We start from the raw sequence: 23,352 nt of genomic DNA, 5'->3' as shown, positions 1-23,352 counted from the left end.
ATTTTCGTTATAACATCAGACAAAAATCTGCATAAGTAGCTCCACAATTAGTCGCTACTTACACAGAATTATTTTATACTCTTACTTTGGGTTTCCCTTTGTAGCGATTGATATAATATCTTTCCAACCAACCTTGTCCCCAGCCAATCGCCACACAAAGCAGCCAATAAATCACTGCCACCAAAATATACATCGTCATATAATCAAAGGTTCTTCCACCCACGATTTTGGCCTTTTGAAAAATATCAGGAATCGTGATCATTGCAGCTAATGACGTGCCTTTTAACAAATCCATCGCCACATTGCCTAATGCTGGAATCGAAATCCGAAAAGCTTGCGGCAAAATAATTTTACGCATCACTTTTCCAAATGGCAAACCTAACGCATACGCCGCATCCCACTGCCCTGCTTCAACTCCTGCAATCGACCCTCGATAGATTTCAGCAATAAACGCACTGCTGGTCAAACTAAAGCAAATACACGCGGCAGTTAAGGCACTTAACTGATAGGGAAGTCCAAAATACAACAGAAACAACAAGACCAAACCAGGAACTCCCCGTAAAAACGAAATATAAAAGCGAACGAACCCTTTGATTACTTTCGAAGGCAACATTCCTAATACAGTCAACAGAATCCCAAGAACATTTCCCATCAAAAACGTCACGACACTGATGCCAAGTGTATAAGGCAAACCCGTCAACAGAAAGGGAATCGAGTCGATCATTAACTGAAAATCGATTTTTGGTATATACATCTATTCAACTGAAACACTTTCTTCAACTTTTTCTTTCGGCTCCACTGAAACATCGGTTTGGAAATATGTTTCAGAGATTTTTTTCATCGTACCATCATCTGTCATTGCTTTTAATGTTTCATCAATTTGTTTACTTAATGCAACACTGTCTTTTTTCATTAAAAAACCAGTAAAATTCGCATTAAAGTAGACATCTTCTAAAATTTTTACCGGAATATCAGGCAACGCACCGACTGACATTTTTTGTAGATAATAATCATTTAAAATAACATCCGTCCGACCATTGGCAACATCTGTCAGGTATTGATCATTTGTCGCATTATCGTAGGTTACTAATTTTGCTTCGTATTTTTCCGCTATTTTCATGTAGTTTGTATTGGGTTCGCCAGCTGCTTTTTTGCCTTTTAAATCTTCAAGAGAAGCAATCCCAGAATCGTCACTTTTTCGAACGATCATGCTGTCAAATGAATACTTGATTGGAGAAGATAAGATAAATTTTTTCCCTCGGTCCCCTGATAAACCAAAGTCATTCGCCGCTAAATCAGCTTCACCTTTATCAACGGAAGTAATCTGACCATCCACATTGTATTCTTTAAATTCAACCTCAACATCTAAACGTTTGGCAACTTCTGTGATGACATCCACATCATAGCCGGTTAATTTGTTTTCATCATTATAATAAGAAGATGGGAATAAGGTTCCTGAAGTGGCAACTGTTAATTTTTTTGCTTCTTCGACTTTTTGCCAGCTATTATCTTTTCCAGCAGTCTGCTCTTTTGTGCCACCACACGCAACGAACACTAAACTTAATACAACAATACTAAAACTAGCAAATACTTTCTTCATTTGAACCTCCTATGATTCACGATAAAATTTTGGTAATAAGAATTTCTGTTCTTGCTCAAACAACTTTCCAACTTGAAATAATACATCTTCGCGGCCTTTCGAAGCCATAAATTGAATGCCTAACGGTAAACCAGATCCTGCTATATGAGTAGGTAAACTGATTGCTGGTTGTCCTGTTAAATTCGCAAGCTGAGTAAATGGCGTGATCGTTAAGCTTTTTTCAAACATATCATAGATCAAGTCTTTTAACTGTATATCAGAAAATGACGCCGCTTGAGCTAAGTCTTTACGAATCTGATCACTCTGCAGTTCTGCATCTATTTTAGGCGCACTATCAGCAGTAGTCGGCGTTAATACTACATCATATTCCTCAAATAATTGCTCCATTTTATATGCCGCTAGATCCCACAGATGAAGTGATCTTGTATAGTGACTTGCAGGAATCTTCAAACCATATTGGTAAATCCCCCAAGTCATCAGCTCCATATCATTTTTCGTAAGCGGTCGCTGAATGGCCTCTTGAATCCCATCAAACATAGCGGCTGTTTCAGCACCATTCATCAAGTAGTAGCTATCAATCAATTGACGACCATTGACTGGATAGGAAATTTCAGTTACTTCATGTCCTTGTTGTTCTAAAAATATTGCTGCATTGTGTGTTGCTTTTATTGCCTCTACTGAGACTGGTGTCCCAACAGGAGAATCGGTTAAAAAGGCTATTTTCAATGTTTTTTTCTCTGACGCTGCTTGATGATTCCACTCAGCTTTCGGCGCTTGATAGGGCGCTGCTTTTTCGGTTCCACGTAAATGATAAAATAACGTTTCGGTATCTCTCATCGAAACTGTTAAAGCAAAATCGATCGAAGCTCCTTGCCAGCCACGCCAACCATCAGGTCCAACTGGCATACTGCCGCGTGTTGGCTTTAACCCAATCAACCCACTAAAAGAGGCTGGAATCCGAATCGAACCACCGCCATCACTTGCTCCAGCAATTGGAAATACCCCACTGGCAACGGCTGCCGCAGCGCCACCACTTGAACCTCCAGGTGAATAGGCAAGATTCCATGGATTTTTAGCTGGTCCGTAAATCGTCGGATCAGAAATATTTTTAAAGCCGAACTCTGGCGCATTGGTTTTTCCTAATGGAATCAAGCCCAATCGTTCTAAACCTTTCACAAAATTATCCGTTGAATTTGCACGGTTTTCTTGAAATAAACGAGATCCAGATGTTGACTTCATTCCTGCTTTATCTTGTCCGAGCATTTTTAAAGGAATAGGTAAGCCAAAAAAAGGACCAGTTTCTGCTCCTCTAGCTTCATATTGCTGTTTCGCAGCTTCCGCATCCCAGTCAACAAAGGCATTGAGTTCAGGATTTAGCTTTTTTACCTGCTGCGTTCGCTCATCGATCCATTCTGTCACACTTAGTTTTTTGTCTCTAAATTGTGTTGCGTAATACAAGCCGTCTTTCATGATCATCCCCCTTACAATCCTGATGATTTTATTATACAGGTTATTGGGGATTTTTTAGGTTTATTTTGCTTAAAAGATTATCGTCCTCAACAGTGAAAAGATTATTTTAGATGCTTTTTCATGATTAAATCGATCTGCTCATCCTCGCCCATATAAAAAGCATGCTGGCCTACCTGAGTAAATCCCATCTTATGATAGAATTTCATCGCAGAAAAATTACGCTCCCAGACCCCTAACCAAATAGCGGTCTTATTCAACTCTTTCGCTCGTTCTATCGCTTTAGTATATAACATTTTTCCAAGTCCCAATCTCTTAAAATTCGAATCGATATAAATACGTTCGATTTCTAACGCATCTTTCTCAATGGTTTCAGTCTGGGCATCATTTACATTGATTTTTAAATATCCAGCCAGTTGTTCATTTGAATAAATAAAATAGAACTCTGACTGTTCATTTTGCAGCTCACTAGTTAATTTTTCTTCCGTATATGCTTGGTCAAGGTAATCTTTTAAATCGTCTGGAGTATTGTCTTTCGCAAAGGTATCTGTGAAGGTTTTGATGCTTAATGCTTTCAGTACTGCTAGGTCATTTAGGGTTATTTTTTTGATTTTAATCATTATTTTGCCTTCTTTCGAGTTTTTTTAACAAAATTAGTCAAGCAAAACAAGCAACAAACAAACCACTAATCCGAGCGTGACCACCGCAAAATGGAGCAACTGTTGCTTAGTCCCACCGACAAAATCTGGTTTTTCATGTTTATAACTTGGGTTAACAGATTTTATATTATAATCTAACGTACTGCTGAAAAAACATCTGATGGGATCATAAAAATAAACATGATGCTATAAACAATAGCTGTGATTAAAAAAAAGGATAGGTTGATCTAGATACTTGCTATTGTACCCAACATCAACGGAATCAAGAAATAGAGTAAGCAAATAAAAAATTGTTTTTTTACGCTTTTATTTTTCATAACACATCATCATCCTAATCACATCCCACTCAAATTATTTCTAAATATAGTGTATCAAAAAGAGTCCAAGCTTTATAGCCTAAACTTTTCTTTTGCTTCATCTTTTACTTATTGAAAATCCACTTCATTCTTCTTTACTGTATCATTTGAAAATTCATAGTAACATGGTTTATTATCGTAGAATATTTCTTCAACAAAATTGATTTTTTCTTCTGGTAAATCAGTAATGATTGCTGATGGTACAAAGTATTCATTTGATGGCTTAAATCGATAGAACAAACTAATCCCACATTTGCTACAAAAGCCACCGCTCTCCAATTTCAGAAAAATGTAAGATTTAGAGACCCTCTAATGAACCGTCTCTCCTGCTTCTAAACTAGCAAATCCCGTATATCTAAATCGAAATTTTTTAAATCCAATTCAAATTGCACAGACTGACAAAAACAAGCTCCTTTAAATTTTTTCATGGTTTCACGCTCCTTTTACTATAAAGTAAAGATGGAAAATTTTAGCTTGTCTAGCGAATAAAATGTTAAACTCATTGATAAACAAACTATTTCGCAACGCTAAAATCATTGTCATTTATACTAAAAAAGCCAGAACACAATGTTCTGGCTAGAAATTTTTACAAAAACTAATGACTAGATTTTAACTTAATGAATGGAATTAAGACTATGTTTTAATCTACTAAATCATTGACGTCATTTTTATGCGCCTGCTTCATAGATTTCAATTGTTTTACTAATTGTGGACATTGTTTTATCTGCGCCTGTATATGGCATACTATCGTAGGTGTATTCGAATGTAACATGAAAAACATTGTATTTGTCGAAATTGAATGTCCCATTATCATTTAATGCCTCTTTTTCAGAAACATCAACCAACTTACGCAGCTGGTCATCATATGCTTTATAAGAAATTTCTAATTCAGAAAAATCAACTTGCTTACCAGCTCTATTTTTCACGCTTTTCACAACATCTTCTGGTTTAAGAACAGATACCCACTCACCATCATCATAACTTCTGACATGAGATACATCTGAATACAAATCAATACTGGCTTGATCAATAGTATCATATATCATTTCTCCATTATCTCCAACCGTAATCCAACCACTAGCATACGCATAGAAACCTCCGAACGTGATTCCTCCAATCAAAAGAATACCACACAACAGCGTCCTTACCTTTTTCTTCATATTATACTCCCCTTTATAATTATTTTACTATTTCATTTTAACAAATTGACAATAATTTTAACAGTTATTTTAGAAAAAACATTTGAAATCGATATATTATAATCATTTTATAACCTTTATTTTACCAATTATTTCTTTTCACACTAATTTCGTGACACTTCTTGTAATTTTCGAAGCATGCTACACTCGTTTTTGTTGCGTAAAAAAACAAAAGTAGCATACTCTGACTAAAATAATTTAGTGCTTAACCCGTATTTATTTCTACTTTATTTGTCATATCATCATTTATCTAATTAACAGAGTTACTTCCATACAAGGGGAATAATGGATTCTCCTATGACAGAAAAACAATCTTCATCATATTTAGCCTTCACACGCCATTCCAAACAGAATTTTTTCACGCTAGGAGACAAATCAAGTCATTCCTTTTATAGGACTATTTTGAACGGCTAATTTATCGATTTCTTCTTTGTGTAACAGAATCAAGTCTTTAAGCTCTTTGACCGTTATACTATTTTTATCCGTATTAGAATCAACTTTCCTACCATTTTCATCTCCAATTTGCCCCGTTAATATCGTCCCATCCGTCGTTACTAAAATCCTATCTGAATCATCATGGTCCATTTCTAAAAGAGTGATGATATCATCTGCATTTGGGCCATTAAACGTTTCGTATATTTTTTTAGCATCCGCATTTTTTAGATCAATTGACAGTGAATCTTCGTTGCTTTTGCTTAATTTTTTATTGGATGGTTCAACCGTTTCTTTGTCTGGTGCTTGACTTTTGAGTTTCGTTTTTTCGCTATTTTGCGTCTGAGCTTTTGTTTTGTTACAGGCAGTAACTGTTACACAACTGATTATTAACAGTAGTAACAAATTGACTAGATAACCCTTCTTTTTCATTTTGGTTCCATCCCTTCTTTGTAAAAAATAAAAACAAATTTTAGATTTCCATCAGACTATTCACTTTAACAGTAGAAATTTTGCTAAAAAAACCATGATGATAAACACCATCATGGCTCGTTCTTCAACTTCTAATTAGTGCAAACAACATTTTACTTATTCATCATGTTCTAAAATTGATCGATCATTTAATGGTTGAACTTCTCGATTATTATGAGAATACAATTTTTTGAATTCTTCGATTTGAGCTGAAGATACTTCCACAGGTTCTTTCATCACATACCATTCCACATTTTCATTTAGTGGTGGTGTAGTCAATGAACCTAGATAATGATAATAGCTTCTATTAGATGGAATCATATCATTTAAGTCAGTTATTGGATCGTTTTTATCATTGTTTACGTCATCTAAAACTTCTTGGAAGCCTTTATTTTCAGTACCTTCCTTGAAAAATACTCCAATCACTGCAATGCGTCCATCTTGGGCAGTATTGACAAAATGTGCTTCGATCGGATAATGTTTACCGTCAACAGTATGTTCACTCTCCGCATGAAAATGAAACTGACTTAAGGTAAAGTTTCGTCCATTAATCACGGATGTACCACCATCTGTGATTTGGATACTATGACCATTATTCTCAGCTTTCGTAATATCTTTTCCGTAATCAATTGTGATTGTTCCAGTATCTGGTGTCATCACTTCTGCTTTTTTAGTAACAATATCAATTGGTGACTGCATCTTCCCAGCAGAGAATTCCCACTCTTCTTGATCATCATAATCGATATGTTCAGATTTTTTTGCATGTGTTGTCGATTCTGTTTTAGCTTCTTTCTTATCAGATGCGTCACTAGCACTTTTGTTTGATGTACAGCCAACAGCTAAAACGGCTGTAAAACTTAAAAGTAATAAAGAGAGTGTTTTTCTTTTCATTTTTTCATCCTTCTTTCTTCAAAATACAATCTATTATATCTCTTTTTTCATAAAAAATAAACATTTTTTTCATTCAATCGACTTCAATAGTTCATTATTCTAATTCTCTTTTCAACGATTTTATAAGCTGTTAACTTTTACTTCGCTCATTTCATTTTTTTATCTCAATACGTTACCCACCGTATTTTTATCACTTCATTGGATACCTATCTGATAAAAAGGTAACAATCGTAGTTTTACAATCCCAATCACATCTCGTCGATCGACTAAACCATAGTAACGACTATCTGTAGCGTAGTGACGATTATCTCCAAGCACTAGATATTTGCCCTTTGGAATAATGCCATCTGTTGTTCCTAAAATAGCAATGGAGTCAAAATCTTCGGTAATCATTTCATCATCTATTTTAGCTTGCGCTAACTTTTTCTGTAAAAAACGTTCTACAACAAGTCGTCCATCGACGTAAAGTTCATCCTTGGAATAGAGTATTCGTTCTCCTGGCAAACCAACGACTCGCCGTATTGAGGTTCCATTTCCATCAGGTTGCTTGAAATAAATTAATGAAAAACGTTTGGGCGTACCAAGTCGATCCACATATACACGATCGCCATCATTCAACGCTTCCCGCATCCCATACCCTTCATTTTTGGGCAATGCAAAAACAACTCTGGAAAGTAAAAATAAGCATAACAATACAATCAAAAAAGTTATGCCTAATTCTTTACTGAGTTCTTGAAGAAGTCGTTGTTTCTTATTTTTCTTTCTTCTTTTTTTACTCTTAGTCCTTACTTTCTTTTTCGTCATTTAGCTTCACAGCCATTTCTTAACATGTTATTTCTTTTGACTTAACGCTGATTCATTCACATTAAAATACGTAAAAACCTTTTTTTGAATCGTTTTGACTTTTTTTATATCTGCTAAATAATTGTCATAGGTTGTTTTTTCCTGTAGACTTTCGATCGATTGATTGTTCAAGTTAAGACCTAATTCTTTCATTTGCGTATAATATCGATTTAATAGTTGCTGTCCGTCTACCGTTAGCCTTGGATCAGCGTAACGAACCCCAAAACCAGACAGTTTTGCTGCTAGCTCACGCAAATTTTTTCTTGTTTTTTCAATATTTGTGGTTCCTTCAATTGTTCCTAACTGCTCAGATGTTTTGTTTAATAAATAATACCCTTCTACGATAGCGTCAGAGTCACGATTTCCTAGATTAGTGGCTTGATGATAGCGGGAAAATGCGGCGCCTCCTGCTAATATCAAACCTAAAATCAAAAAGATCACTCCTGATTGCATTTGTTTTTTACCTTTTTGCTTCAATAAATGGATTTTCTTTTTTAAAACTCTGCGTTTCTTTTTATTTTTTGTTCGACGTTGTTTTAATGCTAGTCTATTTTTCTTCGTTAAAAAATAAGAAATTAGGAAAACAACCGCAAAAATAATACAGAGGATTGCCGTTGAAAGTATCCCAATGAATAGCCAATCTAATATCGACATGTTTCTATCCTCCAAAAATAATTAATTATTTACTCTATTTCAATACCCTTACATTTTCACTTTTAATCACCATTTTGTGCTACTACCTTTTTTTCTTGCTTGATTTCTTTTTCTTTTTTGTTTTCTTTTGATTCTTTTTTCTAAAGAAACGAACCGCAAAGAATATAATCAATATAATCCCTAACGCACTAGCGACCACTATAATGATCAACGACCAGTCTACTCGACTTTCCTGTAGTAAACTAACATCTTCTTGGTTAAACTTATCTGCTTCTTCATTTGTGATCTCGAAGTCCTGTTCCCAAGTCCATTTACCATCATTTTCTGTTGTGATTACAACATGAGCCACATACTCACCTGCAACCATTTTTTCACCATTCATTGAAATGGGAAAATTAATTTGTGAATTAGGCGCCATTCTCATTTTATTTTGTTTTGTATCATAAAGAACTTCACTCGACCCTTTTTTCATGACTTGAACATCAACGGTCATATCATCGATGTAGGCAGGTTGTGTATTTGAATAATTGATGAACACTGCGTTTCGGTAATTTTGCTGATCAGCTAAAACTTTATTAAGTTTTAGCTCAGGCTTCATCGCAGTATCTGTTTCGGTCAAAATCATTCCAACCATGTAGCCATATTCATTTTTGATCATCGCTTTTTGACTTTCCGTCTGCCCTTTTTGGATCATGTAGATACCACCAGAAATGACGCCATCATATTGGGAACCTGGCATTTTTATGTTTAATTTATATTCTACACTTTGTTTTGCAGGGATCTTAACTGTTTTTTCACCTTTTACTAAATCAGCAAAATCATACTTAAGTGAGGCATCTTTTTCTAATTTGGATGGACCGTATTCGATTACACCATTTGTATTCGTCTTTGCACTGTTAAGCGCTACATCTACTGTGATTTCTTCAGCTGAACTATTGTTCATTTTAATGGTGACCGTTTGTTCTTGGCTTGGTGTCATTCGGAGATCAAAATAGCCGACATCTTTATTGTGTTGATTTTCAGGCTGAATGACTTTATATGTGAACCCACTTCCATCTTCTTGCGCTGCTTGTCCTGTTGTGGGTAAAATACCGATTATCAAACCTATGTATAAAATAACTGCTAAGCACATTAAACTCGTTTTTTTCATCATGATTGCCCTTTCTTAAAAAGAGGAACAAGTACGCCTAATATAGGCGGACTTGTTTAATCTCTTTCATCAATACTTTTTATCTTTTACTTGAATTATCGTGCGTCAGCAATTGTCCAAGTGATTGTTGAAGTATAGCTGCTGCTTGTTGATAATTTATTCCCTTCGGCTGGTACCCATAATTTAACTGAATCATCTGCCGTATTATCTGCCGTATCTCCGAATTGCAAGGTAAATTGACCAAAACCTTTGTCATCTGCATCTTGTGTCACAAATGTTGCAGGTGTTGTACCATCCGTTTCAACCGTTTGTACTGCTTTAACGCCAGTTTCATTCACTTGATTCTGATCGGCTCCATTAACCAATTTCACATTGCTAAAGTTCAATTGCGCTGCTTTTAGCTCTTGATTTTCTGAATTTGTGAACGCAGTTGCTTTAGCAGTTACTGTGTGTTTATTTGCTTTGTTATCTGCACGTGTATCTTTAAACTGAACGAAATTTGGACTAGCAACTTTAGTACCGTCTTTGTATTCAATTTGAGCAGCTTTTGCTGAATATTCCCAACCACTTCCAGATGCTGGCGTAACTTTATTATCTGTACCAAAATCTAAATCCGTTACTGCAATCACTTTTAATGGTCCTGTTGCTGGATTGACTGGCGGAGTGACAATTGGATTTTCTGGATCAACTGGTTTTGTTGGATCAGTTGGATCTGTCGGTTGGTCTACCCCAGTATCTTCTACAAAGTTGATTGAACCTTTTCCGCTCCATGATGCTGGTTCGTCTGCTGCTTGTACTGCATTTGGCACTGCTACTGCTGCTCCTAATACTGCTAATAGCGTAGCTGCGCATAATTTGTGTGTTAATTTCATTTGTGTTTCCTCCTAAAGTTTTTATAATTTATGGTAGCTCGGATAAAATCCAAGTTAACACCGTTTGGTAGTTGCCCGGCTCTTTTTCTGTTTTACCGGGTACGAATAAAGAAATTGCTTGATTCTCATAAATTGGTTGATTATTAAACGCTGGATCTACGATTGGATTATTCTGTTCGTCCAATTTAGGCCTTAATGTATCTGCCTGTTGATTGGTATTCGTAACAGATGCTCCAAAGGCAATTGCCCAGGTTCCCTCACCTTTTTTCGGCTTGGCTTCAGCTAAGTTATAGACTTCACCAATATTCGAAAGACGAATCACTTCTTTTGAAACCGTAGGTGCGGTTGTTTGGTCATTTATGGAGTTTGCCCATGATTTGTCAAAGGACAGCACTGCGCCTTTTAACTCCTTGCTTTTCGCCGATTGATTCTGGAACTGCGTTTCTTGCTTTAACTGTAAAGTCCAGCCTTGGCTGTCGTTTCTAAAATCGGATACTTGAATAAAGTTTCCTCTCGCTCCGGTATCATCATTGAAAAGTTGGGCATTTCCGTAATAGGTTTGATCCTGTTCAGACATCGTTGCATCCGAAAAGGTAATTTTAGGGACAAAATCAATCCTCAATAGGTTATCAGTATGAGGGCTGCCCCCTGGATCAGCAGGTTTTTCTGGATGTTCAGGGTCCATCACTTGTAATGGTTGCTTCCCACTAAATCGGATTGTTCCTTCACCAGAGTAATTCGACTCTTCTGCTTGACTCGTCACTGGAGTCATTAACAGAAGGGGAAACAGTAAGCAGCAGATGAGTAATTTTCTTCCCATCTTATTCACACTCCCTTTTTACGCGTTTTCGCTTCTTCCAAAAGAAGACGATCAACGCAATTAGGATAAGTGCGCCCCCTGTGAAGAGCATGCTAACTTTTATTAAATCCCCAGTATTTGGCAATCGTCCTGTCGGCTTCTTGCCAGTGTTTGGAAGTTTATTACTTGAAGAATCATTGTGTGTTGATTCATTCGTTTGAGCTGTTGAGGAATCTGATTCCTTAAAGACGATTCCTGCATTTGTCTGTACTTGTCCACCCTCCTCAGCTGTGGCCTCATTGATCGTACCGAAAGACACGGCAAGAAAAATTAAAGGAGTTAGAACAAAACAAATCATTCGCTGTTTTTTCATCGTGGTCTCCTCTCCATCAATAGGCTTCTTCTATTTGCCAAGTCAGTGTTGTTTCATATTTCCCTATTTGTTTCACTGAACCGACCGGAACGTTCAGACGCAGCCCTTGTTTTTCTGGTCCCCATGTTTCTTCGCTAATATCATATTTCCCTGAGAACTGGTGTTTGGAGCGAAAAACTTCCTGAGCATCTGTGGAAATCAGTTTTTCTTCACCTGAAATCTGATAGCTCAGCACATCCGGCAATTTCTGAGATGGCTCTCCTGGGATACTAAAATCTTGTGATTGTTTTAATGTTATTTTCCATGTGCCTAGCGTTTGACGATTATCCCATATGATTAAATCTTGATCATACTCTGGATTGGCATAGGTTTTATCAAAAGCACTCACATTTTGATCCCCAAAATTAATGGTCTTAGGTGCTGATTGAATAAATAGCGTTCCTTTAAACGTATATTTTCGTGTGACACCTTCAGGTACGACCAACAGGTTTTGTTCATCTGTAGGAGACGCATCTAAAACATAGTTCAATGCTTTGACCGCTTTAAGCTTTTCGAGGACTTGTTCGTTTTTGGTTAGGTCAATCGACTCTTCAACATTTGATTCAAACGTAATTTCATCCACAATAGGTTGATTATTCTCATCTACGAATTGAATCGATACTGGCGCAATACTTGGGATCACCGTCACTTTAACTGGCTTAGCTACTTTAGCTGTCCCGCTTCCATAAGAAGCGGTTGCTTCATAGACACCTGCTTGAGCAGTATTGGACGTTGGAGGTAGTTTATCCATTGATAGATTTAATTGAGTATTATTCATTGCCGTTACAGATACGTCGTCATACTGCCATAATTTCAACTCTGTTTGTTCAAAAATTAGAGAGCGCAATGCTGCATTTGTTGTAGGATAATTTCTTGAATTTACACTAAAGTCTTTCCCATAGATAATGTACTGACTACTTTTGACAACATCCTGATTTTGAATAAAGAGTGGAACCGTCACATCACGTGCATTCCCTTTTTCATCGGTAAGCGTTAGTTGAACACTACTTGGACCAACTGTTTTGACTAAAGCAGCGATGTCTTGTCCAGGTTTTAATTCAACCCTGATTTTATCTTTTGCTGAGTAGTTATCTTGATATTCTGATAAAAATGGACGGTAATCTGTTACATTGGAAAGTGCTTGTTCATCACCAGCATCAATAAATGTTAATTTACCTGTTCCTGTTGGTGCTTCTTTGTCGTAGGTTATTTTGTATGTGAAATCGTTATCTGACAGGAAATTTTTTGCTTTTACATGTGCTGTCAGTGTTAAGTCTGTATCTTGGGTCACCTCACTATCTTTTACTTTAAACTGGATATCAACTTTACTATCTGTCGATGATAAGTCTTTTGATAAAGGAATTTCCAACTCATTATTAACGTATGTTGGTGTAACCGCAACACCATTGAGCTTAAACGATCCTTGTTGATACTCTTGATTTGGTGATAAAGTGAACTTATAAGTTGGTTCCATTAGGTTTTGTTTCCCTCCCACATGTTGACCAACATAGTGAACTGTCACCTCGGAATCTTGGGTAATGTTTTGAATGCTATTTCCTTCAGCATCAATGAAATCAACATTTTCAGAGTAATCTACAAATCCTGGTAAAGATTTAAAACGAACGCTTGCTTTTTCAGTTACATTAGTTGTTGACCCAGTGAATCCCCAATAAACATTATCTGTTCCACCAAATGTATACTTAGGAACTGATGCTGAAATAGGCTCTAATCCTTCGTATTGATACGTTAAATTCCCAATATTACTAGCATTCCAAGCAGTCCATTTTAATGTTAATAATCGCCACTTACCATCACCAAGCTTAAAAGAAGGATACTGCACTCCATTGTGTTTAACTGATGCAACCGTTCTGTCTGCATAAAATCCATAACCATCATAACTATCTGGAGTCGTGTATGCGATGTGTCCATTACCTAAATTTGTATTTAAAAATCGATCATATCCGAAGTTGTAATAAGTATCAAATTCAATAGCCAGACTTTTTTTTAATTGGGATGGTCCTATCAACATATAAACCCCCTGTAAATACCAATACGATCCGTAGACCGCTAAACCCTGACCAGTTAAACCTGAAAAATTTTGGGTTTTAGGTTGATCATTATGCATTACAAACGTCATTCCGTCACCACTACCATCAATTTTTACATACATTTCAGCATAAAAATCTTTTGAAAGATCTATCTTATTTTCTTCAGTAGAATAGATACTGCCAATTTGATTTGATGTATTATCTGTTATAACAATTTCATTTCCATCTACATAACTGTTTGCTCCTTGAGGGACTTTAAAAATAGTATCTACGGGTACACTATCAATTTCTTCTGTAGCTTCTGTATAGTTTGGAAAAAACAGAAAACCAACTAATATCCCCAAAAAAAGTAACCCAGGTTTTTTTTCTGTCATTTTTCATTCTACCTCCTATCTACTTCAGTTTATTTTTAAGGCTTATCTCTAAATAGAACAACTTACGAATTTTTCAACATATACCCTTTTGATCGAACTGTTTTTATATATTTTGGTTTTTTCAAATCACTCTCTACTTTACTTCGTAAATGAAAAATCAGATTACTGATTTTATACTTATTACTTCTTTTATCGTCATTCCAGATTAAAGACAATATTTCTTCATAAGTAACTGTACTATTGAGATTTTCCATTAATAAGCTCAAAATATTGTACTCACTTCGGGTCAGTGAAATTTCTTCTCCATTTTCTTTATGTACGCTCAAATTTATTGGATTTAAATTTAAAGAAGGAACTTTATTTTTACTCATATTAGAAATATTTACTCTTTTTTTGAAATTACGTTCAAGTGCACTTGTAATTTGTAACTGGATCAACTCAGAGGATCTATCACTGTATGAAATTCCATCGACACCCATTTTGTAATATAAAATTTCATTTTTTTCTTCATAGTTAGCTGATAGCACCCAAATTAGTCCAGAAAAATTCTTTCTCAGTTCAAATAATATGTTTAGTATATTGATTGAACTAATCGCTTTGATTTCTTCTATAATAATGAGGTCTGCATCTAAGTGAGAAATATCTATGTTTGTTTCTGTAGTAAAAGTTAAATCTAATAAGTCAAAAGAAGATAGTATGTCTTTTAATCGGCTCTCTTCTCTATCTGTAATAGCAATAGATTTATATGTCATTGTTATTCATCCTTACTTTTATTTTTTGTCCTTATTGAATATACAACAAATATTTCTATTTGAAATTCTTTTTTTTTCGCTTAAAATGCAAAAAAAAAAAAAATATTTTTTCTTTTTCTTCCTATATATATAGAGCGATTTTGAGAGGGAATAACTTCTCATAGATTATAATTGAGCGTATTATTCGCTTTATTTCTTTCTGCAATTTAGAATTTTTAGAACATGTTCAAGATAAATTTTGCATTATAATGCAAATAAGGAGTGATAAATTAAATGAATGAGATAGAAAAAAGATTAATATTTGATAACATCCTAAAACGTAAGCTACATATTTTATCTTTATTAATAGACTCAAATGAACCTATATCTGTTTTTGATTTACAAAAGAATTACGATGTATCCATTAAAACGTTACAGCAAGATTTTTTATCCATTGAAAATGCTCTTTCTTCAACTGTGGAACTAACCAAATCTAGTAATTGGTCCATCAGGAAAATAGCTTCTCCCAAAGCCATCCAAACGTACATGTATGATTTAATACAACATAATCCTATATTTATATTAGTGGATTCACTCTATGAAGGAAAAAAAGAAAAGGTTGCAACTTTTGCTGAAAAGCATTTTATCTCTCAGTCAGCCTTAAGAAAACATATCGATTTATTGAAAGATGTATTAGCTGATTATCATTTAACGTTAAATACGAATCCATTTGAACTTATAGGAAATGAAATAGATATTCGCCACTTCTTTTTTCATTATTTTAACAATAACCACAGAAATTGGATGAATACATTTACAGATGCAGATTTTAAACTAATAGACAACTTTTTAAACTATATTAGAGACAATTATAAACAGATATTGACTATTGATTACTATAGATTCGCTCAGTTAATCAAAATTTCTCGCAATAGAATTGCTCAAAATAACCAGGTCTCTTTTGACAGTTCCCTTATTTCAACCTATAGCACTAATGCTGGTTTCAAATCGATTCATAGCGCCATTGATTGGGTTTCAAGAAACGATACTCTTTATACTGATTTATCTGATTCTGAAATTATCTATCTTTACATCATTGCTATAAATTCTGTTGTTTATGGAAAAGATTCTTTTTACATTCTCGATGATTTGTTACCGATGTTAAAAACCTTTAATACGATAGTTGATAACTTCTTCAAGGATTTACATTATAATTTTTCCGCAAACGTTGAACTCAATCTGATTTTAAAATCTTATTTGTCTAATTTAGACATGTTAAGCAAATTTTCTCCTCTTTTTCAAACGGAACAACAGGATTTAAAAAATATCGCTATACATGAATACCCCAAAACATATGAAAATTGGTTATATTATCTAGAAAAATACTCTGATTTTCATTTCAAAGAAGATATAGCCACTTCGTTAACTTTATTAACCGAAACTAATTTGAAAAGAGATCATATTATTTTATTTGCCATATCTAGTACTCCAATAATTTCAGAACACCTAAAAAATATTGCAGCATCTGTAGCACCAAAAGAGGTTCAAATCCATTTTGTGATTAACCAACCGGTCACTGAAAATTTAATTCGATTTCTACATATTGATATTGTTGTTGCTAATTTTGCAATTCCTGAAGACCTTTCTAATATCAAATCAATTCAAATATCGTCAATCCCTGGTGAAATGGAATGGATGAATTTAGCAAAAGAACTTCGTCGCTATTTAAGCTAGTTGATTATTTTTTAGCGAACTTAAAATCGTATTAATATCTATTTATTATTTTTGAGTCGCTTTTTTCTATTTTTTTTGATAAAAAGGGAGCAATTTTTAGTGTTATTTAATGGTATTCGTAAGAAAAATTATGTTGCATGTTTGTATTCTTTTCGGACATACTTAAGGGGTAGAATAGAACGAGTAAACTTCTCTCTCTTCGGTTGCCAAATAGTGCGCATCATTTGCTCTTCAAGTAATCGCTGTGATGTGCACTAAAAAACAGCTCATGTTGGCATGAACTGTTCAAATTAGAATATAAAATAAATTAGTACTTCAAAGACTGGCAGCAACCAAGCATTTGAAGCCTTGTAAAGACAGCGAACACTGCCCAAACAAGTTGCCAATTGCTGGCATAAAAGCACTAGCTCTTTTTATTGTACCTAATTTTACTGGGCATCAAAGTGACTTCATCGTTTACTTGTTTTGCAAATATACATTCTATTTCTCCCAAAACGTCTTCTTCATTGATCCACATCATTACACTCTGCTCAATACGATACGGAGTAAAATTATCATCCATCTTCTCCGTTAAAATATCAAAATTTCCTAAAATAAAATGGTATCAATTATGTTTTTTTATACTTACATAAACGGAACATGATACGTTTCAATAGACGTTTCTTCTTCTAAAGTATAGTTTGTTTCTTCCCGTTCACGACGGCTGCGTAAATCTATTGCAACTCCTACACCATATTCTTTTAAAAATCGTCTATCAGAGGCACTTAAACGACTTACATCATCGCTACGAAATAACTTTTTCCACGTAACCATTTGTCCATTTTTCGTTGGTATACCACCTAAATCTCTCGTATTATAGGTTGTTTCTAAAGGCAATCGTTGATAATACATGCTTTGTCCCCTTTTCTTTAAATTGCTCTTTTGACTCTTGTCACAAGCATTTCTATTGTGAACATCGTGCCAAAAATTACCAAAAAGATAAACGTGATTTTTCCATACTGATAACCACCAATTGCTCGTGTCAGTAGTGTGCCAATTCCTCCAGCTCCAACCATTCCAAGTGATATTGATTCAGCCACGTTTCCTTCAACACGAATCGCTAACCAATTAAGAAAAGATTTTGATACATTCGGTAAAATGCCTTCTTGTATCAATTGAAACCAATTCGCTCCTGTTGATCGCATGGTCTCAATGACCTGAACTGGAATTTCTTCTATACTGCTGATAAATGATTTTGTTAAGTAACCGACTGTTGGAAACATCATTCCAATAACACCAGATAGTGGTCCAAAACCTAAACTTGCGACAATCATTAAGATCCACACAAGTGCTGGAATCGCCCTGATAATGGATATGACTGCTTTTATACCTACTGACAGAAAATGTGCTGGCGCAATGTTATCAGCACCCAAGCAAGCAACTATAAAGGATAAGATTGCCCCTAAGATCAGTGAAGCTACGGCCATTGATAAAGATAGCTCTAATTCACTCAAGATTGTCCCAATATCTGAAATATCCAGTGTTAAAAAATGACGAATCACCTCACCAGATTGACCCAATCTCGATAAAAAAGTTCCCATGTCTAAATCTAATAATGATGCACTAATCCCAAATAATAAGATAGCAACTACCCAAATCACAAGGTTTCTTATTTTATCTTTTGGCTTTACTAAAGGAATTCTATTCATTCGCCCATTCCCCCTATAATATCCACTTTCTAAGTTTATTTACACAAAATTCCGTTAGCAATACTAGTATGACTAAAATGATAATTAGCGCCATTGCTTCTTGATATTTAAACAAACGAATATTCGTTTGAATCATGATACCAATCCCTCCAGCACCTACCATCCCTAAAATACTTGATGCCCGAATGTTGATTTCAAATGAAAAGAATGTCCAATTGATCCAGGCAGGGAAAAAAGCAGGAATAATTCCATGAACAAGTAATTGTGCAGGTGTTGCCCCAGTTGCTTTTAATGCTTCTAATTTACTATCTGCAATATTATTCATTTCTTCTGCATATGAACGCGTCAAAAAACCAAATGTTGCAAGAATCAACGCAATTAATCCAACCATGTTTCCAATCCCAAAGATGTAGACTAACAACGAGGCCCAGACCAATATGGGGATGTTCCTAATAAATGAGACAATAAATCGAACAGCAATTCTTAATGGTACAATCGGATTGATTGATTCAGCCATTAGCAATCCAAAAACAAAAGATAAGACTGCGGAAATATAGGTTCCTACTACCGCAAATAGCAACGTTTGCACAATCAATGCGATATAGCTAGAAAAACCATTGAAGTTTGGCGGGAAAAAATTTTCACCAAAAAATAGAAAAACATTAGGTAAAGTCAAAAGCGGTGTTATAGGATCTACTTGCAAATAAACGAAGGAATATATTCCGATAACACTTAACAATGCAACTGTTACGCGTTTTTTCAAACTTTTTTGATGCGCTAAGGCGATTGATCCTAGATTATCCATACGCATGTTCCTCTTGTTGTGCTAGGATCATAGTAGGATTTTCCATATTTATAGCTGGAATAGCCTCGTTGTTATAAAGCTGTTCGATTTTTTCTTCTGTCAACTCGACTGGCGTTCCATCAAATACAATTTCCCCTTTTTTTACGCCAATAATTCGCGTTGCATACTTTTTAGCAATATCAACTTGATGTAGATTGACAATCGTTGTCATATTTCTTGACTCGGTTATCTCTTTTAATTGAGTCATCACGATCTCTGATGATTTTGGGTCAAGAGAGGCAATCGGTTCATCTGCCAAAATCAGTGCAGGATTTTGCATCAACGCTCGGCAAATACCCACTCGTTGCATCTGTCCTCCTGAGAGTTCATCTGCACGTTTATAGGCTTGATCCAGTAACCCAACTTGTGCTAATAATTCCATCGCTATTTGCCGGTCTTCTTGTGTGTATCGACCAAATGCACTTGTAAAAAAAGAGACCTGTCCTAGTTTTCCATGAAGGACATTTTTCAGCACATTTGTTCTCTCCACTAAATTGTAATGCTGAAAAATCATCCCGATATGTGAACGTAATTTTCTTAACTTCTTTCCTTTTGCTGTCGTGATATTTTGTTGCTGAAACAAAACAGCTCCCGAACTTGGAGAAACTAATTGATTGATTACACGAATCAGTGTTGATTTTCCTGCTCCAGATGGACCGATAACAACAACAAATTCACCTTTATTGATTGAAAGTGAAATATCATTTAATGCTTTTTGCCCCGTTTTGTATTCTTTGCTAACATTTTTAATTTCTACTAATGTCATTATTTTTCTCCCTCTATTTCCAAGACCTTCATCATCTCTTTGATCGATTCATAGTCTGTGTCATGAGCCTCAACAAACTTCACCGAATCGTCTTTGTAAAAAGCTTTAAAGTATTCTTTATCATCATAGTTCAAATAGAAATCTTTGATTTTTTTCTTCAATTCTTCTGGTAAATCTTTTCTCATAACGTATGCTGCATTAGGAATTTCTTGCGTTTCACCAATGATTTTTAGCTTATCTTTTTTGACTAATCCTGCATCATCCATAGATTGTAAGACTTGTGCAGCAACTGCGGCCGCTTCATAATCTCCTTTAGCAACCCCCATGACACTTGAATCGTGTTTGCCAGAGTAGGCTACTGTTTTAAAGAAATAATTTGGTTCTTCGACTTTTTCCTGTTCTAAATCAAGTTCTTTGACCAATTCATACTTTGGATAGAGATAACCAGAAGAGGAAGCGGGATCAACAAAAGCGAAATTACTTCCTTTCAAATCTTTCAAATTGTTAATTTTATCATTGTCGTTTTTTGTGATAAAAACCGTACGATAAGCTTCTTTTCCGGCGGACGATGTTGTAACGATTGGTTCTATTTCTACGCGTTCTTTGGCTTGATAATAGCTCATAGGGGATACTAACAATATATCTAGCTTTTCATTTTTCATCGCTTCGATCCCTACTGCGTAATCTGCCCCTTCCATTACATCCACTTCAATGCCTAATGCTTTACTCATATCTTCTTGAAATTTTTTATTTTTACCGCCAGCTTCAGGATTATTTTCATCTGGCATCGTGACAATCGTTATCTTTTCTGGCATACCATCTGCTTTAGCAGAAACCGTTTTGTTTGATCCGCAGGCAGTCATGAATCCAATTGAGGCTAATAGTGTGAGTCCAAATAGAACGTTCTTTTTCATGTTGATTTTCTTCCTCCTTTTTGTTATTACACTGATAATACTACCCATTGAATGTAAATTTATCCGCACTTTTATGTAAATTATAAGTTAATTGATGTTAAGAAATGGTATGGAATCTGTGGATTTTAAGTGCGGATGACAAGATTTCAACTTAAAAATAGAACGATCGTTATGCTATAAATGAGACGTATCGAGCTTTTCAAAGGAAGAATTTGTAAAGTGAGAGAGTAGCTTTCTTTCTATTTATTTTTTGTGTCTTAATCATTTTACTAATGATTATTTTCTCGTCTCTTTTTTCTCTTTCAATTTTTTGATAAAATGGAAAAAAAGTAATAATTCTATAATGGCAACTATAAAGAAAGCTGAGTGAGCGATATGGAAAATTTGAAGAGAGTTATTCAACTGTTAAGTGGACGTTTCGATAATAGTGAGCAGTTTCATTCTCTGTCAGAAGAAGAACAAGAGAAGTTTCCCGTTTCAATACACAATAATATGCTTTTAAATGATCTGATTGTGAATCGTCCAAAGGATTTCGATGGGGTGTTAAAATCGATCATTGTGCCAAAAAATTAATGAACGCGAAATTTGATACGCTAAAAGACATTGATTTTTCTGATCTCTCAGAATCTGACAAATTTGTTCCATTGCATTATAAGGAACATGAGGGTACGTTTATTGTTGAATCACATAATATATTTACGAAAAAACAGCGTTTATTTTGAAGCAAGAACTATCTGATGAAGCGTTGGTCATAAAAGAGGAACTGTTTAATGATGATAAACGAGTGTTTGGATTTGATAGACCGATTATCTATAAACAAAATATCTGATAGGCTACTAGTAAATTGATTCGTAAGGTCATTGACAATCCCTTCATCTGTAATGCTTCCTGCCATTATAAAACTTATTCCAAAATTTTAGATTTACAATACAATCTTATCAACAACTAATTTGTAAAAAAGGTAAAATAACACCATTTTAGTAAAATTTATTTATTTCTTTATACACCTCTGGCTATAATATTAAAAAAGCCGTCTCAACTTAACGGCTTTTTTCAACTCATTCACTTAGCTATTTTTCTGCACTCAAATAAACACTAACTTTACTTTGCCTGAATGACCTTCAATATGACTTCCTCAACTTCCTTAGAATAGACTTTATGATTTTTATTCAACAAATAAGGTAGTAACATTTTGTTATTTTATATTATTTCACTATTAACGAGGGCATTTAGCTCGGACTAATCGATCGTTTTCAGTTATAAAATGAATTAAATGTGGTTTTTGAAGCTTCGCTATGCTATTTAAGCTCGATCATTGCTAATATAATGAAATGCCTTATAAGTGTACTAATAACGAACAATAGAACGATAGAAAAGAACTTTAGGAAGGAACACACTTAATTTTTATCACACCAATGGAGGGACTCTTGATTCATAGTCCCTCCTTATGTATCCAGATTTTTTTCGCTATCCGCTGAAATTCTCATCCTGTTGTTCATCTATTATACTTCCAGCAAGCTCCTCTCCTTTTAAAATCTGATCCAGAGAAAAATCAAAAAAGAAGCTTAATTCGACTAACGTATCGATATTAGGATACGATAGATCATTTTCCCAACGCGAAACCGTTTGTCTTGTTACATGAAATTTTTTCGCTACTTGCTGTTGTGTCAATCTTTTTTCTTCTCTGCTTCTTTTTAATAAGTTACCGATCCTCATTACCTGTCAACCTACCTTCACCAAATAAACTATTTCCTCAACAATAGTAAAAAAAGACTTTCTTCATGTCTATACTATTTGTCTAAGATATCTTAAATATCACATACTAGAAATGATTTAAAAAGCAATTTTGATGTTACTTTTTACTATATTGATAGGTTTGTCTCATTTTTTAGACTTATTTATAAAAAAATAGCCCAATTCCCCTCACATAATATAATGATTACATAAGTTAAATTGAGCAAGCTCTTTTTGAAGTTTCTCGACTATTTTCTCAAAATCTTCTCCACGGCTTTCCCTTTTGCTAATTCGTCTATCAGCTTATCCATATAACGAATTTTTTGCATCAGTTCGTCTTCGATATCTTCCACACGATACCCACAGATCACGCCTTTGATCAAAGAAACATTAGGATTGATTGCTGGAGCTTCTTCAAAAAACGTTTCAAAATCAACCTTATCATCGATCTGCTTTTGTAACCCAGCTTCATCATATCCTGTTAACCAGCGAATAATTTCATCCACTTCTGCTTTCGTTTTTCCTTTTCGTTCTACTTTTTGATTATATAATACATAGACACTAGCAAAAGACATTGTAACTATTTTAGGCTTTTTCGCTTCCATTCGCTTTCCATCCTTTATTTGGTTGTTTCACTATTTTATTTATTATACCGCTATTTAAAACATATTCAGTAAAATACCTTTTTGAACGTAAATTATACATATTAGTAAG

General features: G+C 34.8%; 25 protein-coding genes. 2 read left to right on the top strand and 23 right to left on the bottom strand.

What is annotated here, in order from left to right:
- Positions 1-73: 73 nt before the first annotated feature.
- The 16 genes from IGJ55_RS05040 to IGJ55_RS04965 form a co-directional block, all read right to left on the bottom strand.
- The gene (locus tag IGJ55_RS05040; protein WP_430607558.1) at positions 74-754 is read right to left on the bottom strand and encodes an amino acid ABC transporter permease; all 681 of its coding nucleotides are present in this window, start codon (positions 752-754) and stop codon (positions 74-76) included.
- Positions 755-1,600, bottom strand: coding sequence for a transporter substrate-binding domain-containing protein (locus IGJ55_RS05035; RefSeq protein WP_430607555.1), 846 nt, complete (start codon positions 1,598-1,600; stop codon positions 755-757).
- A gap of 9 nt (positions 1,601-1,609) precedes the next feature.
- Positions 1,610-3,070, bottom strand: a complete 1,461-nt coding sequence (locus IGJ55_RS05030; RefSeq protein ID WP_430607552.1) for an amidase — start codon at positions 3,068-3,070, stop codon at positions 1,610-1,612.
- Positions 3,071-3,171: 101 nt separating this feature from the next.
- Positions 3,172-3,687, bottom strand: a complete 516-nt coding sequence (locus IGJ55_RS05025) for a GNAT family N-acetyltransferase (RefSeq protein WP_430607551.1) — start codon at positions 3,685-3,687, stop codon at positions 3,172-3,174.
- 464 nt (positions 3,688-4,151) lie between these two features.
- The gene (locus IGJ55_RS05020) at positions 4,152-4,322 is read right to left on the bottom strand and encodes a hypothetical protein (protein ID WP_429950556.1); all 171 of its coding nucleotides are present in this window, start codon (positions 4,320-4,322) and stop codon (positions 4,152-4,154) included.
- Positions 4,323-4,750: 428 nt separating this feature from the next.
- Complete coding sequence (locus IGJ55_RS05015) at positions 4,751-5,242, bottom strand: hypothetical protein (protein WP_429950554.1); 492 nt, start codon at positions 5,240-5,242, stop codon at positions 4,751-4,753.
- A gap of 414 nt (positions 5,243-5,656) precedes the next feature.
- Positions 5,657-6,145 (bottom strand): hypothetical protein, encoded by a 489-nt coding sequence (locus IGJ55_RS05010; protein WP_429950552.1) that lies wholly within the window; start codon positions 6,143-6,145, stop codon positions 5,657-5,659.
- Positions 6,146-6,301: 156 nt separating this feature from the next.
- A complete protein-coding gene (locus IGJ55_RS05005; protein WP_207121750.1) occupies positions 6,302-7,075 on the bottom strand; it encodes a carbonic anhydrase in 774 nt (257 codons plus the stop codon).
- A 195-nt stretch (positions 7,076-7,270) separates the two neighbouring features.
- Complete coding sequence (gene lepB / locus IGJ55_RS05000; RefSeq protein ID WP_429950551.1) at positions 7,271-7,879, bottom strand: signal peptidase I; 609 nt, start codon at positions 7,877-7,879, stop codon at positions 7,271-7,273.
- Between the two features lie 27 nt (positions 7,880-7,906).
- Positions 7,907-8,572 (bottom strand): hypothetical protein, encoded by a 666-nt coding sequence (locus IGJ55_RS04995; protein WP_429950550.1) that lies wholly within the window; start codon positions 8,570-8,572, stop codon positions 7,907-7,909.
- A gap of 82 nt (positions 8,573-8,654) precedes the next feature.
- On the bottom strand, positions 8,655-9,725 hold the full coding sequence (locus IGJ55_RS04990; RefSeq protein ID WP_430607546.1) for a DUF916 and DUF3324 domain-containing protein: 1,071 nt from the start codon (positions 9,723-9,725) through the stop codon (positions 8,655-8,657).
- Between the two features lie 92 nt (positions 9,726-9,817).
- Positions 9,818-10,594, bottom strand: coding sequence for a WxL domain-containing protein (locus IGJ55_RS04985; protein ID WP_069640662.1), 777 nt, complete (start codon positions 10,592-10,594; stop codon positions 9,818-9,820).
- Between the two features lie 28 nt (positions 10,595-10,622).
- A complete protein-coding gene (locus tag IGJ55_RS04980; protein ID WP_430607544.1) occupies positions 10,623-11,414 on the bottom strand; it encodes a WxL domain-containing protein in 792 nt (263 codons plus the stop codon).
- Position 11,415: 1 nt separating this feature from the next.
- Positions 11,416-11,766: an LPXTG cell wall anchor domain-containing protein gene (locus IGJ55_RS04975; protein ID WP_069640660.1), complete on the bottom strand. Its 351-nt coding sequence runs from the start codon at positions 11,764-11,766 to the stop codon at positions 11,416-11,418.
- A 16-nt stretch (positions 11,767-11,782) separates the two neighbouring features.
- The gene (locus IGJ55_RS04970; RefSeq protein WP_069640658.1) at positions 11,783-14,227 is read right to left on the bottom strand and encodes a lectin-like domain-containing protein; all 2,445 of its coding nucleotides are present in this window, start codon (positions 14,225-14,227) and stop codon (positions 11,783-11,785) included.
- Between the two features lie 62 nt (positions 14,228-14,289).
- The gene (locus IGJ55_RS04965) at positions 14,290-14,979 is read right to left on the bottom strand and encodes a winged helix-turn-helix domain-containing protein (RefSeq protein WP_429950538.1); all 690 of its coding nucleotides are present in this window, start codon (positions 14,977-14,979) and stop codon (positions 14,290-14,292) included.
- A gap of 273 nt (positions 14,980-15,252) precedes the next feature.
- Between IGJ55_RS04965 and IGJ55_RS04960 the strand changes: the two genes are divergently transcribed.
- Positions 15,253-16,692: a helix-turn-helix domain-containing protein gene (locus tag IGJ55_RS04960; protein WP_430607543.1), complete on the top strand. Its 1,440-nt coding sequence runs from the start codon at positions 15,253-15,255 to the stop codon at positions 16,690-16,692.
- A 624-nt stretch (positions 16,693-17,316) separates the two neighbouring features.
- Here the strand turns inward: IGJ55_RS04960 and IGJ55_RS04955 are convergent.
- Genes IGJ55_RS04955 through IGJ55_RS04935 form a run of 5 tightly spaced genes read right to left on the bottom strand, consistent with a single transcriptional unit; the run spans position 17,317 to position 20,904 of the window.
- Positions 17,317-17,583, bottom strand: coding sequence for a tyrosine-protein phosphatase (locus IGJ55_RS04955; protein ID WP_207121757.1), 267 nt, complete (start codon positions 17,581-17,583; stop codon positions 17,317-17,319).
- A gap of 17 nt (positions 17,584-17,600) precedes the next feature.
- Positions 17,601-18,380: a PhnE/PtxC family ABC transporter permease gene (locus IGJ55_RS04950; protein ID WP_430607542.1), complete on the bottom strand. Its 780-nt coding sequence runs from the start codon at positions 18,378-18,380 to the stop codon at positions 17,601-17,603.
- Between the two features lie 13 nt (positions 18,381-18,393).
- Entirely contained in the window at positions 18,394-19,185 is a 792-nt protein-coding gene (phnE, locus tag IGJ55_RS04945; RefSeq protein ID WP_430607541.1) for a phosphonate ABC transporter, permease protein PhnE, read from the bottom strand.
- Complete coding sequence (gene phnC / locus IGJ55_RS04940) at positions 19,178-19,990, bottom strand: phosphonate ABC transporter ATP-binding protein (protein WP_429950528.1); 813 nt, start codon at positions 19,988-19,990, stop codon at positions 19,178-19,180. Before phnC ends, phnE begins: the two co-directional genes overlap by 8 nt.
- Positions 19,990-20,904, bottom strand: a complete 915-nt coding sequence (locus IGJ55_RS04935) for a phosphate/phosphite/phosphonate ABC transporter substrate-binding protein (protein WP_239574262.1) — start codon at positions 20,902-20,904, stop codon at positions 19,990-19,992. Before IGJ55_RS04935 ends, phnC begins: the two co-directional genes overlap by 1 nt.
- 375 nt (positions 20,905-21,279) lie before the next feature.
- Between IGJ55_RS04935 and IGJ55_RS04930 the strand changes: the two genes are divergently transcribed.
- Positions 21,280-21,477 carry a hypothetical protein gene (locus IGJ55_RS04930; protein ID WP_430607539.1) on the top strand — a complete coding sequence of 66 codons (198 nt, stop codon included), beginning with the start codon at positions 21,280-21,282 and terminating at the stop codon, positions 21,475-21,477.
- 894 nt (positions 21,478-22,371) lie between these two features.
- Here IGJ55_RS04930 and IGJ55_RS04925 read toward each other — a convergent pair.
- Both IGJ55_RS04925 and IGJ55_RS04920 read right to left on the bottom strand, forming a co-directional pair.
- A complete protein-coding gene (locus tag IGJ55_RS04925; RefSeq protein ID WP_069640649.1) occupies positions 22,372-22,620 on the bottom strand; it encodes a helix-turn-helix transcriptional regulator in 249 nt (82 codons plus the stop codon).
- A gap of 266 nt (positions 22,621-22,886) precedes the next feature.
- Positions 22,887-23,243, bottom strand: coding sequence for a DUF2200 domain-containing protein (locus IGJ55_RS04920; RefSeq protein ID WP_429950526.1), 357 nt, complete (start codon positions 23,241-23,243; stop codon positions 22,887-22,889).
- Between the last annotated feature and the right edge of the window lie 109 nt (positions 23,244-23,352).

The sequence above is a fragment of the Enterococcus sp. AZ170 genome (assembly GCF_050545135.1).
GTDB lineage: Bacteria > Bacillota > Bacilli > Lactobacillales > Enterococcaceae > Enterococcus_L > Enterococcus_L ureilyticus.
This window is presented reverse-complemented; position numbering and strand designations above follow the sequence as displayed.